Raw genomic sequence first — 17,089 nt, forward strand, 5'->3', positions numbered from 1 at the left:
GCTCTTTACCCTTGCGTATCGGAGATTACAACGCTTGCATCAGCGATTGCAGCATGGCGTTCTCGGTCGAGATGACCTTCGAATTGGCCTGGTAGTTGCGTTGTGACGTCATCAGGCCGACCAGTTCGGTCGTGATGTCGACGTTCGACTGTTCCAGCGAGCTCGTCGCCAGCTTGCCGGCCATGCCCACGCCCGGACGCTCGTACAGCGGCGTGCCGGAGGTGGTCGAGGCGATCCAGCTGGTGTCGTTGACGGCCGTCAGCGCGCCTTCGTCGGCGAACGTGGCCAGCGCGATGGTGCCGATATTCTGCTTTTCGCCGTTGGTGTACTTGGCCACCAGCGAGCCGTCGTCCGCCAGTTCCACGCCCGTGTAGGTGCCCGACGCATAGCCATCGGACTTGTTGATCGACGTGGTCGCTTCGCCCGCGTACTGGGTGGTATCGTTATAGTCGATCTTGAATGCCAGCGGATTGGCGCCCGCAACCGTCGCGCCCATGTTGATGCTGGCGAACGTCGGCTTCCAGTCGGCCGGCTTGACGGCCGGCGGCACGGGGATGTTGGTGGCCGTGGCGCCATTGATCGATTCCAGTTGGCCGTTGGTGCCGAACTTGAGGATCGTGGCGGTGGCCGGTGCTGCCAGCGGCTTGTCGTCCAGCAAGTATTCCACCTTGATCGTATTGTCGGCCGTCTTGATGAAATACTGGTTCAGCGGATGCTTGGCGCCCAGCGAGTCGTACACCACCGATCCTTTGACGCTGTTGTAGCTTTGCAGGTTGCCCTTGTCGAAAGGAATGGTCTTGGCGACCCAGTCCGAGGACAGGTTGCCCGTATACGTCAGCTTTTCCGATGCCTTGGCAGGGATCTGGCCGGTGGGAATCTTCATGTCGCCCATCGGGCCCAGGGTGGTGTTGCCCGGTACGGTGGCATAGCCTTGCACCAGCTTGCCGTTGGAATCCATCAGGTAGCCGCTGTTGCTGGCCGAGAAGATGCCAACCCGGCTGTAGCTCATGGTGTTTTGCGCATCGCGGCTGACGAAGTAGCCGCGGCCGTCGATGGCGGCGTCGAGCGTGCGGCCCGTGTTGAGCACGCCGCCATTGAGCGACATGCTTTGCGTGACCGAACCGACTTCCACGCCGGTCGCGCGCGCGCCCGCATACATGGACGAGAAGTTGGCGCGGCTGCTGCGGAAGCCATAGGTGCCGGCATTGGCGATGTTGTTACTGCTGGTGTTCAATTGCTGGTTGATGGCCTGGATGCCGGACAGTGCGATGTCAAAACTCATGGTCGTTTCCTTAAATGAAGGACAGGATTAATTGGGCAGGAAGCAGGGGGAGCGGGCCGTATCAGCTGGTCTTGCCGTTAAAGCCGGTAATGGCGCCGGGGTTGATCTCGCCCAGGTTGGCCACGCTGAGTATCATGCTGCCGGTGGCGGACAGGCGCACGCTGTTGAGCTTGCCGGCGATGTCGACCGTCGGCTTTTCGGCGTTGCTGGTGGTGACGTCCATCGTATAGGTGCCTGCCGGCAGGCCCAGCTTGGCCGGATCGATGGTGAACGGCACGCTGCCGGCGGCCTTGGCGCCCAGTTCGATCTTGTATTCCTTGTCGTCGTCGCCCTTCAGGGTCACCGTCGTCTTGCTGCTGTTGGCGGCCAGCGAGATGCTGCCGTTGACCTTGCTGCTGTCGAGCTGCACGGTGGTGCTGTTGACCATCACTTCGGAACCCACCTGGGCGCCCAGTGCCAGCACTTGCATGGTTTGCAGCACGCTGGCATTGGCGCTGGTCAGGTTGGACAGGTTTTGCATCGCTTCCGTTTGCGCCTGCTGCGTCAACTGGTTGACGAACTGGCTGGGATCGGTAGGCGAGAGCGGGTCCTGGTTCTTGATCTGGGCCACCAGCAATTTGGTGAACATATCCTGGGTGGCATTGTTTTGCGACTTGACCGCGTTGCCGGTCGTGCCGCTGCCATTATTGTTTGTAAAAAGGGTAGTTTCCATGGATTACACTTCACCTAATTTGAGGAGCGACTGCTGCATCGACTTGATGCGGCCCAGAACTTCAACATTCGTTTCAAACGCGCGCGAGGCCGACATCATGTCGGTCATTTCCGCCACCTGGTTGACGTTGGGATAGAACACCATGCCATCGGCATTGGCCATCGGGTGGCCCGGTTCGTAGACCTTGCGCAGCGGCTCGTCGCTTTCGACCACGTCCATGACCTGCACGCGGCCGCCCGCGCCGCTGGCGCCGCCGCCATCCATGACGGCGGCAAACACGGGCTTGCGCGCGCGGTAGGTTTCGCCTTCGGAGCCGGCGACGGAATCGGCATTGGCCAGGTTGCTGGCGATGGTGTTCAGGCGCACGGTCTGCGCCGCCATCGCCGACCCGGCGATCTTGGAAATATCCTGGAAGCTCATGCGTATCCTTATTGTCCGGAGATGGCCTTGGCCAGCCCCTTGAGTTTCATGTTGACGAAACTGAGGCTGGTCTGGAAGTCCGTGGCATTTTGCGAGAAGGCCGCCTGTTCGACGCCGATTTCGACGGTATTGCCGTCGCGACTGGGGTGGTAGGGTACGCGGTACAGGGCGCTGGCATCGTCGTCGGTCGACAGCAGGCCAGCCTCGTTATCCTGCAATTGCTGCAGGGCGCTGCCGAAATCCATGTCCATGGCCTGGAAGCCCGGCGTGTTTTCATTGGCGATATTGGCCGCCAGCACGCGCGTGCGGTCGGCACGCAGCGCCAGTGCATCGGCGTGCACGCCCAGCGCATCCTTGAAATTAATCCCCATGGTCATCCTTTGTATTGAATTCGATCGTGCTTTTTGCGGTTCCGGCGAGAAAATAGGTGGCGCAGAGGTAAAATCCCAGCCTGATCATGTTGACGCATGGTAAGGTCATGCCGCTTCAGTATCTTTGATTAAGGTTAGTAATGATTCATTTCTACAAAGACTTCGTGATGCATGACAAGCCAGCGTGTCGTCGCATACTGCTCCCGGGCCTATTTTTACTGACCAGCCTATATAGTAGTGCAGGACGCGCAGAATTGCCAGCCGACAATATATTTTTGCGTGCCGAAGCCATCGCGCGCGCGCAGTTGGCACAGCAGGCGTCCTCTGCGGGAATGCTGGAACCCCAGTTTCAGGTCGCTGTTGTAAAAAATACGCGGCCCCTGCCTGCCTGCCCGGCACCGGTGGCGCTGGAGGCGGCCGATAGCCGTTCGCCGCAGCGCATGCGCTTTGTCGCCGTCTGTCCAGGCACCGGCGGCTGGCGCTATGAACTGCTGGTGCGCGGCACTGTTACGGCCCAGGTCGCCGTGACCAGCGTGCCCGTGACGGCGAATACGCCGCTGCAGGCGGGCGATGTGACCTTGGCGCGGCGCGACGTGACGATGATCGCCGACAGCATTGCGGCCTTGCCCGATGCCGTCGGCCTGTCGAGCCGGCGCAGCTTGCGTGCGGGCGAAGTGCTGCGCCAGGGACAGCTGGCGGCGCCCACGCTGGTCAAGCGGGGCAGCGCCGTCAGCATCGTGGCGCGCAAGGAACAAGTGGAAGTGAGCATGGCGGGCGAGGCCGTCGATGCCGGCGCGCATGGCGACGTGATCCGCGTGCGCAATGCCGCCAGCGGCACGGTGATACGCGCCAGGGTGGTCGATGCGGGTGTCGTCGAGCCCCTGGACGTGCCAGGGCGCTGAACGCTTATGGCGCCGCCGTGCGCTGCAGGCGCGTGGCCAGCTGCGTGAGCTTGGCGGCGTAGTTGGGATCGGTGGCGTAGCCGCCGCGCGCCAGGCCCCGGGCAAAGGCGCCCGCGTCGTCGCCCGTATTGAGCGCGGCGCGGTAGCGCGGATTGTCCAGCAGCACTTGCGCATAGTCGCGGAAGGCGCTGGCCTGGTCCGGGTAGCTGCGGAAACGCTCGGTTTTCTTCAGGGCCGTGCCGCTGCCCGCCTCGTATTCGGTGGTGACATTGCTGGCCACGTCGCCCTGCCATTTGCCGCTGGCCTTGATGCCGAACAGGTTATTCGTGTCCGCGCCCGTGCCCTGGCGCAGCGGGCGCTGGCCCCAGCCCGATTCCAGCGCCGCATGGGCGGCGACGATTTCCGGCGCCACGCCCAGGCGCGCGCCCGTTTCCTCGGTCCACGGCTTGATCGAGGCGAGGAACTGCTGCTGCACTTCGCCGATCTCGCCGCCCTGGTTGATGCTGCCCAGCACGTTGCCGGGCAGGCTGTTGTCCAGGTAGGCGCGGCCTTGCGGGCTGAGCGTGGTGGCGGCAGTGCCGCCGCCCTGTTCGATGAAGCGGGCCACTTCGCCCTGGACCTGCTGGAACACGCTGCTGAAGCTGCCCGTCGACGCGGTCGCGCCCGTGGCGCGCATATTGCTTTGCACGCCCATGGTGGCCGTCGTCGATGGCGTGGCCGCAATGGCGCGGGCGGTCATGAAATCAGGCTGGCGCATAGGTATCTTCCTCGCCACGCAGCACGCGCTGCATGATGCTGTACTGTTCTGTCATTAATTCGCTGTTGCGGGCATTCAGGCGCTTGCATTCGAGCACCATCTGTTCCAGCGCCGCCCAGTCGGCCAAGGCGGCCGCGCGCGCTTCTTCTTGCAGTAATGCAAACAATTGCGGCATATCGCCCTTCGGCCCCAGCAGGGCGGCGACGAGGCTGACGCGCTGGCGGCGGCGCGCATCGAGTTCCTCGACGGCCGCGATCACCTGGTCCGCCAGCAAGGTCAGCTGCGCGCTGCGGTGGCGCAGCGTGGCCTGGAATTGCTCTTCCAGCAAAGCCAGCAGGGCAGGGTAGCCCTGGCGGTCTTCGGCGATGCCCTGCAAGACCCGGCGCACGGCTTCCTGGCGCGTGATGCCCTTGCGTGGCGCGGTCATGATTCGCCGCCGTGGAAGCGCTGGATCAGGCCGGCCAGTTTCGAGGGGTCGAACGGCAATTCGCCCTTGGCCAGCGCATCGCGCAGCATGGCGACTCTTTCATGGTCGATTTCCGGCATGGCGCGCAGCGCGGCCATGGCCGGCTGCAGCACGGCCGACTGCATCTGCGCGCCGGCCGACGCGCCGGCCATGGCCGCGCCGGCGCCAGCGTGTTCGCTGATCGCCTCGGCCGGTGCCACGGCGGCGCCCTGCACGGTGGCGCCGGTGTTGCCAGAGGAGATTTTCATACGTTGTCCCTTGCCTTTAATTTGCATGCTGGTCCCGTTCTTTCTTTGCGGGCAAGCCCAGCTTGTCACGCAGGCGCTGCAGCGTGGCCGTATCGGGTTCCGCCACCTCGACGTCTTCGCCACGGCCCTGCTGTCCCGTCATGCCGAACATGGACGCGATGCTGTCGGCCTGGCCACGCGTCAATATTAACAGTTCGATGCGGCGGTTGATGCCGGCGCTGGCATTTTTCACGTCCAGCGGCGCGCGGTCGGCCATGCCCACCACTTGCAGCACGCTTTCCGGGTTCATGCTGCCTGCCAATAACTGGGCGCGCGCGGACATGGCGCGGTTGGCCGACAGCGTCCAGTTGGAATAGCCTTCATAGCCGGTATTGGCGTATTGCAGCGAATCCGTATGGCCGACGATCAGCATCTGGTTTTCCATCTGCGCGAAGACAGGACCCATCTGGCGCAGCAATTTGCGGAAACGGTCCGTCGGCACGGCGCTGCCGCGCACGAACATGCCCTGCTTGTCCGTATCGTGCAGCATGACGCGCAAGCCATACGGCGTGATCACCGATTGCAGATTGCTTTTCAGTCCCGCTTCATCGCTGAGCTTGTCGAGCGCGCGCGACAGGGCCAGCAAGTCTTCCGGCGACTGATAGCTGACTTTCGGCTGCTGCTGTGCCGCCGAGCCGGCCTTGCCGTCCTGCGTCTGCTTGCCTTCCGTGCGGGTGTCGCCCGTGCCCTTGCGCGGCATGGGGAAGCGCTCGATCAGGCTGCCGCGCGGGCCGCCTTTCTGTTCCGGCATGACGCCCTGGCCTTCGCCCTGGCGGCTGCCCGGGTTGGCATCCATCATGATTTCCTTCATCGCCTGCTGCTCGCGCGCGGCCATCAGCCACAGCACGAGGAACAGCGACAGCAGGGCCAGGCAAAAGTCCGCGAACGCGACTTTCCAGGCGCCGCCGTGGCCATCGTCGTCGTGCTTGCGCCCGGCCCGCTTGATGATGGCCTGTTCATGTTTCTCATGCGGCTTTAGCACGGCGGCCTCCCCGGCCTTGGCCTTGCTCTTGTTCCGCGCCGCCAGCTTCCAGCGCATTGATCCAGCTTTCCAGCTGGGCGAAGCTCGGCTTGATGTTCAGCTGCACCAGGCGGCGGCCCGCATCGATGGCCAGCAGCGGCGGCTTGCCCGCCACGTGCGTGACCAGCACGACCTTCACGCATTCCATGGTCGAGCCTTCTTCGCCCACCAACTGTTTCATCATATTGCACATCGGATCGAGCACGCCGTAGCAAAAGAAGATGCCGATGAAGGTACCGACCATGGCGGCGCCCACTTTTTCCGAAATTTCCGCCGCATCGGCGCCGTCGGCCACGGAATTCATGGCCATCACGATACCGAGCACGGCGGCCAGGATGCCGAAGCCGGGCATGGCTTCGGCGATCTTGTGCAGCGACTTCGACGGTTGCAGCAATTCGTCGTGGATGGCTTCGAGTTCCTGCTCCAGCACGCCTTCGAGCTCATGCGCGTTGATCTTGCCCATCGCCATCAGACGGAAGTTGTCGACGATGAAGGCCAGCAGTTTCGGCTCTTCCAGCACCAGCGGATAGCGCTGGAACAGGGCGCTTTCGCGCGGCGCCTCGACGTGCGCGTCGAGCGCCTTCAGGCCGCCGGCGGCCGTTTGCAGCAGTTCATACATCAGCAGCAGCAACTGGCGCTGGAATTCCGAGCCTTGCTTCTTGTGCGTGACGATCTTGCGCATCTGGTGCAGCATTTCGCCCAGGACATGCTTGGGATTGCCCAGCACCAGGGCGCCGACGGCGGCGCCGATGATGATGATCAATTCGACCGGCTGCCAGATCGCGTGGACGGTGCCGCCCATCAGGGCGAAGCCTCCGAATACACACCCCATCACGATTAAGATACCGATAATTACCATGTCAACTGCCTTTCTGCGTCATTGTGCTGCATCAATTTGATGGGTATTGCTGAAACTTTTGCTGAAACATTGCTGAAACTTAGGTCAGCATGGCTTTCATTTTTCCCAGCGCCGTCTTGTTCAACTGGCATACGCGGGCGTCGCTCAGGTCCAGCACGGCGGCAATTTCCTTGTAGCTCAATTCGAATTCGTAATACATCTGCACCACGCGCTGTTCGCGCTCGTCGAGTGCGCGCAGGGCCTGCTCCAGGCTGCGCCGCACCATCAATTGCTCTTCCGGGCTAGGCGCGCTGTCGGCCTGGCCCAGGCTTTCCTGCAGTACTTCATCGAAGCTGGCGATCAGTTCGGCGTTTTCCGCCAGTTGATACTCCTGATAGGCTTCCGGCGTCAGTTTCAGCGCCGCCATGATTTCCGCTTCCTGCGGTTCGCGGCCCAGGCGCCGGGTCAGCGCCCGCACGCTGTCGCGCAGGCGGTGGCTTTCCTGGCGCACGGCGCGCGGGCGCCAGTCCTGGCGCCGCAGTTCATCGAGGATGGCGCCGCGGATGCGCAGGCTGGCGTAGCTGCCGAAGGACTGGTCGGGCACGCCGTAGCGGCGCAATGCTTCCAGCAAGCCCATCAGGCCTATCTGTTCCATGTCGTCGCGGTCGATGGCGCCCGACACCTGCGAATTGAGCTGGCGCACGATGCGCTTGACCAGCGGCGCATAGGCTACCAGATGTTGTTGCTCTTCGGCAACGCTGAGCACGGCCGCGCAAGCGCTGGCGGCGGCATATTCGCCGGCGCCGTAGGCTTCCTGGTATTGCTCTACATAAGCCACAGGGTCTCCCACTAGGTCGGCTGGCGTGTTGGCGTCGGCTTATTCAATGATCAGCTTGCCGACCATGACTTCGGTGAAAGGCTTTTCCATCTGTTCGCGCTCGTAGCTGACATTGAAGGCCTTGTTGATCTGTTCCGCGTATTCTTCCACCGTCATGGTCTGTGCCTTGTCCAGCGGAAAACTCGACAGGGTGCTGACGGCGATCGAACGCATCAGCGGCAAATGATCCTTGGTCAGTTTTTCCTTTTCTTCGGTGGTGGCGATCACCAGGTCGGCCGACAGGTAGTGCGTGTCGCTGTCGCCGGGACCGCGGCGCAGCATGACGATGACCTTGTCGAGCGTGAGGAACTTGCGCGCCTTCTTGCCCGTGGCGGGCGGCGGCGGGGCCTTGGCTTCGGCGCTGTCGCCGTGGGCCGCGACAGGCTTGGCCAGGTACCACATGGCGCCGCCGGCCGCGCCGGCGGCCAGCACGGCCACCAGCACGAAGCCGCCAATCAGTTTCATTTTTGTATTCATCAGTTTTGCTCCCGCTCATGCATGGCGAAGGTGGTGCCGGCAGTGGCGCCGTCAGACAGGGCGCGGCCCGGTTCCGTCTCGTCATTCTGGCGTCCCGGCTGACGCTGGCCGCGCGCATCGCCTTCGGCGAAGGCCTGCGCGGCAGGGCTGCGCGCGGTGGCGCTGATATTCACGGCCACCTCGGTGTACTGGCGCTGCGCCAGGTCGCTGCGCATGTTTTCGCCGATGCCTTGCAGCTGGCGCAGCACTTCCGAGTTCGACGCCGACAGGTTCACCTGCAGCGCGCCCGCCGTGTGGCGTATCGAAATTTCAATGCGGCCCAGCATGGGCGGATCGAGACGGATCACCGCGTGTTCGCCATTGCGGCCGATCTGCGTCTGCAGCCGGTCGCCCAAGGCTTCGCGCAGCGGTTCCTGCCATTGCTGTGCTGGACCGCTGAGCTTGATCGTGTCGGCGCCAGCGCTCGTCGCGGCGCCACTGCTCACGCCGGCGGCCAGGCCGGGGGCGGCGCTGTTCGGCGCCGGCGTAGCAAGGCTGCGCTCGCCATCGCGGGCGGCGGCGGGCGCCGCAGCCGCAGGCGTGGCGCTTGCCGCCGTTGCCAGCGCCGCCTCGAAACCGGCGGACGGCAGCGCCGTCCTGGCGCCGGCCGGCGAGGCCGGCATTGGCTGGGCCGCCGCCAGCGGCTCGCCCTGTGCCCGGGCTGGCGCCATCCTGGCGGCCGGTACATTGAAGGCGACGGCATCGGGATGCAGGCGGCTGTTCAGGGCCAGGTTCGCTTGCGCGCCGGCTTGCTCGGTGGCGGCGACGCCATCGTTCCGCTTGCCTGCCGCCGCCGTGACGGCCGCCGCGTCGGCTTGCGCCAGCGCCGGCGGCATGGGCGCCATCAGCGGCGCCGCCATGGCGGGCAAGCCCGCATCCTGGACTGTCGCGGCCTGGGCGATGTCGGCCGGCACGTCGGTATCGGCGGCCGGCACGCCAGTGTCCGCGGCAGGAGGATCCTGTGCCAGGGCGGCATCGCCGGCTCCCGGTTCCTGCGCGAGCGGGGGCAGGGCAAACAGCAGCGTGTCCGGTTTGCCGCCAGCGGGCGCGCCCTTGCCCGCAGCCGCGGTAACGCCGGCGTCAACGCCCTTCGATGGCGTGTTCGCGGTGGTCGCTATGGTGTTGAAGCTTATATTCATGCTGGATTCTCATCTTGATACATGGCACTCTCAATCGCATACGCGACCCAGCCTTCTTGTTTCGAATGTATCTCGCCCAGCTGCATGCCCAGGCGATGCTTTTCGTCGGAACACGCCTGCAATGCCTGCGCGTGCGCCTTGCGCAAGGCCAGCAGGGCGGCTTTTTCGCGTTCGCTCAATATGCCCAGGCTGGCAAGGTGCTGCGCCAGTCTGCTGTCGAGTACTTCCAGTGCGCTCCAGTCCCCGCTGGCGGTGGCGGCGAGCACCTCGCGTGCCAGCTGGAGCGTCAGGGGCGTGCTATCCATTCTTGGCCTGTACGCCGAGCCAGCCTTGTTTGATCGTGGTCAACAAGGCGGTCACCTCGTCGATCAGGGTCGGGTCGAGCGTGATGCCGGCCGAGTACAGGCGGCCGGTGCAGTACTCGTACAGGCGGCCCAGATTGGCGACGACTTCGCCGCCATTCTCGAAATCGAGAGAGCTGGACAGGCCATTGATGATTTCCGTGCATTTGTCGAGGCTGATGGCCTTTTGTTCATAGCGCTTGCCGACGATATGTCCGCGCGCGCGCGCCAGTTCTTCCAGCAGGCCGTCCGTGAGCAGCAAGACCAGCTCGACTGGGGTGGCGCGCGACGTCTGCGCATCCAGGTTGACGGCGTGGTAATTACTGTATGCATCGTGGTTCATCATTTTTTCTCACTGTAAAAGCCGGGTACGGCTGGCAGGCTGGCGCCATCGTCACGCGGACGGCACCGGCCTCTATTTAGTCTTGTCGCTGCCGAACAGGGCATCGAACATATCGGTCGTTTGCGACATGCGCGCCTGCAGCGCTTGCAGTTGCGTAAATTGCGCCTTGTAGCGGTTGTACATCGTCGTGTAGTCGGCCTCGAACTTGGTCTGGCGCGCGTCGAGCGACTTTTGCAGCTTGGCGACCGACGTCTCGCGCTGCGACAACTGGCCATTGGTCGACGTCCAGGTGGAGATGAACTTGTCGAGCTTGCCTGCAATGCCGCTGGGGGCGCTGGCGGAATTGTTGCCGATTGCCTTGTCCAGACCGCCCGGATTCGTCTTCAGCGCCGCCACCAGCTTGGTGCTGTCGAGCGCCAGCGTGCCGTTACGCTGTGCCGTGATGCCGAAATTGGCCAGCGCGCCCGTTGCCGTTTCGCGCAGGGTACGCACCAGCTGGTCGCGCAGCACGCGCACGCCGCTGTCGCTGGAAAACACGCCGGCGGCCTTGGCCGAGGCCGGGTCGCCCGGGTCGGTCAAGCCGTCCAGCACGGCCTTGAGCTTGTTGTAGGCGGTGACAAAGCTTTGCGCATTGGTCGTCGTGGCGGACGTATCGAGCGCCACGGTCAGGGTCATCGGCGCGTCGCCGCTCGCCTGCGCCTTGGTGAAGGTCATCTTCACGCCTTCGATATTGCTGAAGGTGTTAGACGGTTGCTTGATGCGGTTGCTGGTGTCGGACGCGTCGGCCGGCTTGCCGCCGACCCAGATGACGGCATCCTGGGCCGTAACCAGCTGCTTGGGCGTGGCGGCAAGCGCATCTTGCAAGGCGCCGGGCGCTAGCGCGCCCGCGTCGAGCGACAGCGCGCCTTCCTCGCCGCTGACATTCGACGTCAGCACCAGCTGGGCGATGCCGCCGATGGTGATGACGGACGCCGTCACGCGCGAGTTGTTCTTCGGTTCCGCATTGATGGCGGCGGCGATTTCCTTGGCCGACAGGGTGGCGCTGTCGGCATCCGTATTGGCCTTGCTCAGGTCCACCGTGAAGTCGGTATTGTTGGCCAGCTTGATCTTCAGCGTGCCTTTGCCCGCGGCCGGTACCGGCGTGCCGGTCAGCCCGCCCAGCGAAATCTGGTCGTTGGTGGCGATCTTTTCCACGAACAGCGAATACGTGCCGGCGGCGGCCGTCTCCGACGCCGTGGCGCTGCCCAGCGCCGTGTTGCTGAAGGTGGCGCCCTGGGCCAGCATGGTCTTGCCGCTGGTCAAGCCCAGCAAGCTGGAGCTGAAGGAGGTCAGGGCCATCTTCAGGTTGACCAGGCCACCCGAGGTGGCCGTGGCGGCCTTGGTCTGGGCGGTGATGCGCGCCTGCAGATCGGCCGTATATTTGTCGGTCAATGCCTGGGCCGACGCCGTCGGGTCGTAGGTATTCGAAGCGGAAGTGGTAAGGGCCATGTCAAACTCCTAAAATTAGCATGCAGGATATACCCAATGACAAGGCGACCAAATATCCACTTTTCTGAAATTATTTCTGTAAAACATTATTTTACCTGCCCGCGGAACCAGAATTGGGTCGCCAGTTCATCCTGCCGCTTTGCGTCAGCCCGATGTTGTTCATTCGCAACATATTTCTGTTTTTGCGTCAATACCTGATCCAGTACTTCGCGCTTGGCCCAGGCCGTGTTGAGGGCCCGCTGCGACACGGCCATATTCGCTTCATGCAGGTGCAGGTCGGTACGGTGCTGGTCGGCCATCTGCATCACGGCTTGCTTGAAATTGCCGCAATTGACGGACAGGGCCAGGGGCAGGGCACCGCTGGGGCCGCTATCCGTGTACAAGCCCGTCAGGCGTTCCAGGTTTTTCTGGTAGCGCTCGCGCACGGCCGTCTGCGACGCCATCTCGCTTTGCAGGCGTTCCACTTCGGTGCTGCGCAGGCCGACCAGCGTGGTCAGGTTGCGTATGGTGTGTGCATTGCTCATAGTGTGCTCATGCCATGATCTGTTCGAGTTGGGCGATGCACGGCCCCATCGGCGCCTCTTCCTTGGTGCCCTGGCACAGGAAGGCTTCGATGGGCGCGTGCAGTTGTACGGCGCGGTCGGTGATCGGGTCGGCGCCGGGCACGTAGGCGCCCAGCGGGATCAGGTCGCGCACGCGCGCATGGCGCGCCATCGAGGCCTTCAGCGCGCGCGCCGCCTGCATGTGTTCGGGACTGATCACCTGCGCCATGCAGCGGCTGATCGAGGCGGCGATGTCGATGGCGGGGTAGTGGCCCCGTTCGGCCAGTTCGCGCGTGAGCACGATATGGCCGTCGAGAATCGCGCGCGCCGTGTCGACCACCGGGTCTTGCTGGTCGTCGCCTTCGGCCAGCACCGTGTAGATGGCGCTCATGCTGCCGTTGGTGTGGGCGCCGTTGCCGGCGCTTTCCACCAGCTGCGGCAGGTTCGAGAAGACGGACGGCGGATAGCCGCGCGTGGCCGGCGGCTCGCCCAGGGCCAGCGCCACTTCGCGCAAGGCCATCGCATAGCGCGTGAGCGAATCGACCAGCAGCAGCACGTGCTTGCCCTGGTCGCGGAAATGCGCGGCGATGGAATGGCACAATTCGGTGGCCATGATGCGCATCAAGGGCGACTCGTCGGCCGGCGCGATCACCAGCACGGCCTTTTTCAAGCCATCGGCACCGAGCGATTTTTCGACGAATTCGCGCACTTCGCGTCCGCGTTCGCCGATCAGGCCGACGACGACGACATCGGCCACCGTCTGGCGCGTGATCAGGCCCAGCAGGACGCTCTTGCCGACGCCGGAACCGGCCATCAGGCCCACGCGCTGGCCCTTGCCCAGGGTCAGCATGCTGTTAATCGCCCGCACGCCCACGTCCAGCGGTTCGATGACGGGCTGTTTCTTCAGGGGGTTGACTTTCGGCGGCGTCACTTCCAGCACGTGCTCGCCGCCGAGGCGGCCCAGGTCGTCGATGGGCTCGCCCAGGCCATTGACCATGCGTCCCAGCCACGACGGGCCGATCTGCAGGCTGGCCTTGTCGGGCAGGGGCAGCACGCGCGCGCCCGTGGTCAGGCCCGTGGCCTTCTTGAACGGCATCAGGTAGGAGAGTTTTTCGCGGAAACCGACGACTTGCGCATCGAGCCACTCGCCGCTGACGGTTTCAATCTGACAACGCTGGCCCGTGTGCAGGCGGCAGCCGGCGCTTTCCAGCAGCAGGCCGGACGCGCCGACCAGGCGGCCGGTCGGGGTCGCGACCGGAATGTCGCCGATCTCGAAACTGCGCAGCGTGTCGGCGATCATGCAGGCGCGCCGTGGTCCGCGTGTTCGGCCGCCAGCGCCAGGTGGCTGCTGACCTGTTCCATGCAGGCCGACAGGCGCTGGTGGCAGCCCGCGTCGACTTCGTTGTCGCCCGCCTTGATGCGGCATTCGCCCGCGTCGAGGCGCGCGTCGGCGATCAGGTTCCAGCGCTTGGCGCGCTTCGGATCGAGTTCGCTGATGCGTTTGAGTTCTTCCGGGTTGAGGAAGACGTCGATTTCCTCGCGCGTGGGCGGCATCGAGGCCAGCGTCTCGTCGACCAGGGCCAGCAGCTGCACCGGTTGCAGCGCCAGTTCCGCGCGGATCACCTGGCGCGCCACCTTGGCCACCAGGTCGACCACTTCCTTGCGCTGCGCTTCGCGGTAGTCGGCGCGCACCTTCTTCAGGTCGCGCAGGATGGCGTCGACGGGGCGCGCCAGGCGGTCCAGCGCCACCAGCGTCTCGTTGCGGCCTTCCTCGCGTCCCTGCGCCACGCCATCGCTGCGTCCGGCGTCATAGCCATCCTGCTGTCCTTGCACCAGGCCCACTTCATAGCCGTCGCGCTGGCCCTGTTCGAAGCCTTCCGACACGGAGGCTTGCCATTGGCCATCCGTATCCTCGGTCGCGCTGCGCTGGCCGGCGGCGATGAATTGCGACAGCGGCGGAAAACGGTAGGAGCGGAAGTGCTTCATTCGATCACCGCTTCGGCAAACAGTTGCACTTCGATCTCGCCCGCGTCGGCAAGGCCCTTGACGGTGGCCATGATTTCCTGGCGCGTCTGTTCGATGCGCGACAGCGGCACGGGGCCGGAACGGCGCATCATGTCTTCGAAGCTTTGCGCCTGGCGGCGCGGCATGGTTTTCAGCACGGCGTCGCGGATGGCCGGCTCCGCGCCCTTCAGGGCGATGGCCCACTGTTCCATCGGCACGTCTTCCAGGATGCGCGTGAGCGTGACATCGCTTTGCGTGGCCAGGATCAGGAAGTCGTACATGCTCAGTTCGATCTCCGAGACGACGTCCGGATCGTGCGCGCGCAGCAGTTCGACCAGCGCGGCGCGGTTGCCCGGCATGCGGTTGAGGATCTCGGCCGCCTGGCGGATGCCTTCCACGCTGGTGCTTTGCGTGTCGAGCGTGCCCAGGCAGCGGCCCACCAGCTCGTCGAGCTCGACCAGCAGGTCGCGGTCGATCTCGTCCAGCCGCGCCAGGTTCAGCAACACCAGGTCGCGGCCTTCGACGGGCAGGGCGTCGAGGATCTGGCCGGCCAGCGCGGGCGGCAGGAAGGCCAGGAACACGGCTTGCATCTGCACGTGCTCGTTGACGATGTATTCGGCCAGCCATTTCGGCGAAGCCCACTGCAGGCGTGCCATTTTCGGACGGATGGCGTCGCCGTAGATATTGTTCAGCACGCTATTTGCGATATCGCTGCCCAGCGCCAGGTCCAGCGAACGCTTGAGGTAGCTGCGCGAGGCGCCGTGCACGCCGCTTTGCTGGCGGTAATCGTCGAAAAAGGTCTGCATGGCCGTTTTTACGGCTTCGACCTTGATGCCGCTCATGCGCGACATCACTTGCGTGACTTCCAGCAATTCTTCGCGCGACAGGCAGCGCAGCACGGCGGCCGCCTGCTCCTCGCCTATGCTCAGCAGCACGATGGCGGCCTGTTCCACGGGACTCAGGTTGACGCTGTCGACTTCTGCGTCTTCGGGGAAATTATTGTTGTTGAGTTCGGCCATTTTTCTGCATCCATTGTTTGACGACTTCGGCGACACGCTCGGGTTCTTTTTCCGCCAGCACTTTCAGGTGGTCGACCATGACGTCGACGGCCGAGCCAGGCGGCGGCAAGTCGTAGTTTTCCAGCAGCGGCACGACAGGCATGTTGCCGCTGGCGGCCACGCCTTCCAGCGCCGGCAAGCCGTTCAGGCCCAGTGCGGGCACGCTGGCGGCGCCATTGGCGGCGGCCACGCCGCCCACGCCCGTGCCGCTGGCGTTCGCGGCATTGCCGGCCAGGGCCAGCGCAGGGTCCAGCTGCTTCAGTTCCGGTGGCGCCAGGCGCGTCGTCAGCAGGCGCAGCAGCGGGCGCAGGATCAGGAAATAGCCGAGGACGGCACCGAGCGCATACAGCAGCCAGCTGCTGAAGTCGACGACGGTATCGCGCTCTTCCCACCATTGGGCCACGGGCTGCTTGGCGGGGAAGGCCAGCGCCGTCAGGCTCAGGCTGTCGCCGCGCTGGGTGTTGATGCCCAGGCCGCTACGCAGCATCTTTTCGATATTCGCCAGCTCGGCCGGGGTCCAGCCCGTTTTCGCGTTCGGTGCGGCGGCGCTGTTCAGGACGACGGCCACGCTGAGTTTCTCCAGGCGGCCGCGGCTGCGCTTGATCTGCGTGATGCTGCGGTCATACGCGTACTGGCGCGTGGTGGCATTCTTGCGCGCGGTGCCGTCGTCGGCCGGCTTCGGCGCGCCATCGGCGGGCGCGGCGCCGGTCGGGGAGGGCACGGCGGCGGCCGGCGGACGGTTCGACAGGCTGCCGGGGATGCCGGCCACGGTGCGGTTGCGTTCCTGCTCTTCGCGCATCGCTTCGCTGGTCACCTTCGGCGCTTCGCCATACTTTTCCAGCGTTTCCTCGACCCGGTCGTTGTCCACGGCGGCCGTCACGCTGAGCTTGAAATTGTCTTCGCCGATGACGGGGCCGAGCAGGCCCGTCACGTTGCGGCGGATCTCGTCCTGGAAGCGCCTGGCGCCTTCATTGCCGGCGGCCGAGGCATCGAAGCCATCGGACAGGTCGACGTGCGAGGACAGCAGGTTGCCGCCCTGGTCGACCAGGCTCACGCGGGTCGGCGCCAGGCTGGCCACGCTGCCGGCCACCATGTTGATGACGGCGGCGATCTGCTCCGGCGCCAGCGTGCGGCCGGGCTTGACGGCCACCACGATGGAGGCGGACGACTTGTCGCCATCGCTGGACACGAACGAGGTCGACTTGGCGATCGACAGGTGCACGCGCGCCGAGGCGATGGCATCCATCGTCATGATGCTTTGCGCCAGCTCGCCTTCGAGGCCGCGGCGGAAGCGCACGTCCTGCACGAATTGCGACACGCCCAGCGGGTCATTCTTGTCCATCAATTCCAGGCCGGCCGGCAGTTGCGCCGTCACGCCCTTCGACGCCAGCAGCATGCGCACCTTGCCCAGCATGGCGTCGGGCACCAGCACCTGGCCGCTGTCCGGATGCAGGCGGTAGGGGATGTGTTCGGCATCGAGGGTGGCCATCATGTCCGTCACGGCCACTTTTTCGCGCGCGCCGAAGACCGGTTTGTAGTTGGCCTGGTCGCGCCAGAAATACATCATCACCAGGGCGGTGATGCCGATGGCCAGGACAAGGATGGGAACCAGGTTTTTCAGCAGGGCAGGCGGGATGGCGGGCTGGGCGCCAAGGCGCCAGCGCGCGAATGCGGACTTCATGGGGGTAATCACGTGGGATAACTTTCGCTGGGAGGCTGGGCGTG

21 protein-coding genes are annotated in these 17,089 nt (G+C 64.6%); 1 reads left to right on the forward strand and 20 read right to left on the reverse strand.

The genetic code is table 11. The annotated features are described in order from the left end of the window. Positions 1–25: 25 nt before the first annotated feature. From AC3RCJ_RS12860 to flgB, 4 genes are all read right to left on the reverse strand, one after another. A complete protein-coding gene (locus AC3RCJ_RS12860) occupies positions 26–1,282 on the reverse strand; it encodes a flagellar hook protein FlgE (protein WP_492958681.1) in 1,257 nt (418 codons plus the stop codon). A gap of 61 nt (positions 1,283–1,343) precedes the next feature. Then, positions 1,344–1,994 carry a flagellar hook capping FlgD N-terminal domain-containing protein gene (locus AC3RCJ_RS12865; RefSeq protein WP_492958683.1) on the reverse strand — a complete coding sequence of 217 codons (651 nt, stop codon included), beginning with the start codon at positions 1,992–1,994 and terminating at the stop codon, positions 1,344–1,346. A gap of 3 nt (positions 1,995–1,997) precedes the next feature. Continuing rightward, on the reverse strand, positions 1,998–2,414 hold the full coding sequence (flgC, locus tag AC3RCJ_RS12870; protein ID WP_492958685.1) for a flagellar basal body rod protein FlgC: 417 nt from the start codon (positions 2,412–2,414) through the stop codon (positions 1,998–2,000). An 8-nt stretch (positions 2,415–2,422) separates the two neighbouring features. Next, the gene (flgB, locus tag AC3RCJ_RS12875; protein WP_492958687.1) at positions 2,423–2,785 is read right to left on the reverse strand and encodes a flagellar basal body rod protein FlgB; all 363 of its coding nucleotides are present in this window, start codon (positions 2,783–2,785) and stop codon (positions 2,423–2,425) included. 332 nt (positions 2,786–3,117) lie between these two features. Between flgB and flgA the strand changes: the two genes are divergently transcribed. Beyond that, on the forward strand, positions 3,118–3,687 hold the full coding sequence (flgA, locus tag AC3RCJ_RS12880; protein ID WP_492958689.1) for a flagellar basal body P-ring formation chaperone FlgA: 570 nt from the start codon (positions 3,118–3,120) through the stop codon (positions 3,685–3,687). A gap of 4 nt (positions 3,688–3,691) precedes the next feature. Here the strand turns inward: flgA and AC3RCJ_RS12885 are convergent, their stop codons facing one another. The 16 genes from AC3RCJ_RS12885 to fliF form a co-directional block, all read right to left on the reverse strand. Beyond that, a complete protein-coding gene (locus tag AC3RCJ_RS12885; RefSeq protein WP_492958691.1) occupies positions 3,692–4,444 on the reverse strand; it encodes a glycoside hydrolase family 73 protein in 753 nt (250 codons plus the stop codon). Beyond that, complete coding sequence (flgN, locus tag AC3RCJ_RS12890; RefSeq protein ID WP_492958693.1) at positions 4,431–4,871, reverse strand: flagellar export chaperone FlgN; 441 nt, start codon at positions 4,869–4,871, stop codon at positions 4,431–4,433. The genes AC3RCJ_RS12885 and flgN overlap by 14 nt, the downstream gene beginning before the upstream one ends. After that, entirely contained in the window at positions 4,868–5,158 is a 291-nt protein-coding gene (flgM, locus tag AC3RCJ_RS12895) for a flagellar biosynthesis anti-sigma factor FlgM (protein ID WP_492958696.1), read from the reverse strand. The genes flgN and flgM overlap by 4 nt, the downstream gene beginning before the upstream one ends. Positions 5,159–5,174: 16 nt before the next feature. Beyond that, the gene (locus AC3RCJ_RS12900) at positions 5,175–6,179 is read right to left on the reverse strand and encodes a flagellar motor protein MotB (RefSeq protein ID WP_492958697.1); all 1,005 of its coding nucleotides are present in this window, start codon (positions 6,177–6,179) and stop codon (positions 5,175–5,177) included. Beyond that, positions 6,163–7,077 (reverse strand): flagellar motor stator protein MotA, encoded by a 915-nt coding sequence (gene motA / locus AC3RCJ_RS12905; RefSeq protein ID WP_436509372.1) that lies wholly within the window; start codon positions 7,075–7,077, stop codon positions 6,163–6,165. The genes AC3RCJ_RS12900 and motA overlap by 17 nt, the downstream gene beginning before the upstream one ends. Before the next feature lie 79 nt (positions 7,078–7,156). Then, the gene (locus tag AC3RCJ_RS12910; RefSeq protein ID WP_492958700.1) at positions 7,157–7,894 is read right to left on the reverse strand and encodes a FliA/WhiG family RNA polymerase sigma factor; all 738 of its coding nucleotides are present in this window, start codon (positions 7,892–7,894) and stop codon (positions 7,157–7,159) included. A gap of 39 nt (positions 7,895–7,933) precedes the next feature. Continuing rightward, positions 7,934–8,398, reverse strand: coding sequence for a flagellar basal body-associated FliL family protein (locus AC3RCJ_RS12915; protein WP_492958702.1), 465 nt, complete (start codon positions 8,396–8,398; stop codon positions 7,934–7,936). 11 nt (positions 8,399–8,409) lie between these two features. After that, entirely contained in the window at positions 8,410–9,588 is a 1,179-nt protein-coding gene (locus AC3RCJ_RS12920; protein ID WP_492958704.1) for a flagellar hook-length control protein FliK, read from the reverse strand. Next, positions 9,585–9,893: a hypothetical protein gene (locus AC3RCJ_RS12925; protein ID WP_492958706.1), complete on the reverse strand. Its 309-nt coding sequence runs from the start codon at positions 9,891–9,893 to the stop codon at positions 9,585–9,587. The genes AC3RCJ_RS12920 and AC3RCJ_RS12925 overlap by 4 nt, the downstream gene beginning before the upstream one ends. Continuing rightward, positions 9,886–10,275, reverse strand: a complete 390-nt coding sequence (gene fliS / locus AC3RCJ_RS12930) for a flagellar export chaperone FliS (protein WP_492958708.1) — start codon at positions 10,273–10,275, stop codon at positions 9,886–9,888. Before fliS ends, AC3RCJ_RS12925 begins: the two co-directional genes overlap by 8 nt. Before the next feature lie 69 nt (positions 10,276–10,344). Then, positions 10,345–11,760 (reverse strand): flagellar filament capping protein FliD, encoded by a 1,416-nt coding sequence (gene fliD / locus AC3RCJ_RS12935; RefSeq protein ID WP_492958710.1) that lies wholly within the window; start codon positions 11,758–11,760, stop codon positions 10,345–10,347. Positions 11,761–11,846: 86 nt separating this feature from the next. Next, complete coding sequence (locus tag AC3RCJ_RS12940; RefSeq protein WP_492958712.1) at positions 11,847–12,284, reverse strand: flagellar export protein FliJ; 438 nt, start codon at positions 12,282–12,284, stop codon at positions 11,847–11,849. Between the two features lie 7 nt (positions 12,285–12,291). Continuing rightward, positions 12,292–13,602 carry a flagellar protein export ATPase FliI gene (fliI, locus tag AC3RCJ_RS12945; RefSeq protein WP_492958714.1) on the reverse strand — a complete coding sequence of 437 codons (1,311 nt, stop codon included), beginning with the start codon at positions 13,600–13,602 and terminating at the stop codon, positions 12,292–12,294. Further along, positions 13,599–14,288 (reverse strand): flagellar assembly protein FliH, encoded by a 690-nt coding sequence (fliH, locus tag AC3RCJ_RS12950; RefSeq protein ID WP_492958716.1) that lies wholly within the window; start codon positions 14,286–14,288, stop codon positions 13,599–13,601. Before fliH ends, fliI begins: the two co-directional genes overlap by 4 nt. Beyond that, positions 14,285–15,325 (reverse strand): flagellar motor switch protein FliG, encoded by a 1,041-nt coding sequence (locus AC3RCJ_RS12955; protein ID WP_492958718.1) that lies wholly within the window; start codon positions 15,323–15,325, stop codon positions 14,285–14,287. Before AC3RCJ_RS12955 ends, fliH begins: the two co-directional genes overlap by 4 nt. Next, positions 15,303–17,045: a flagellar basal-body MS-ring/collar protein FliF gene (gene fliF, locus AC3RCJ_RS12960; RefSeq protein WP_492958720.1), complete on the reverse strand. Its 1,743-nt coding sequence runs from the start codon at positions 17,043–17,045 to the stop codon at positions 15,303–15,305. The genes AC3RCJ_RS12955 and fliF overlap by 23 nt, the downstream gene beginning before the upstream one ends. Between the last annotated feature and the right edge of the window lie 44 nt (positions 17,046–17,089).

The organism is Janthinobacterium sp. GW822-FHT07H11 (assembly GCF_058798615.1).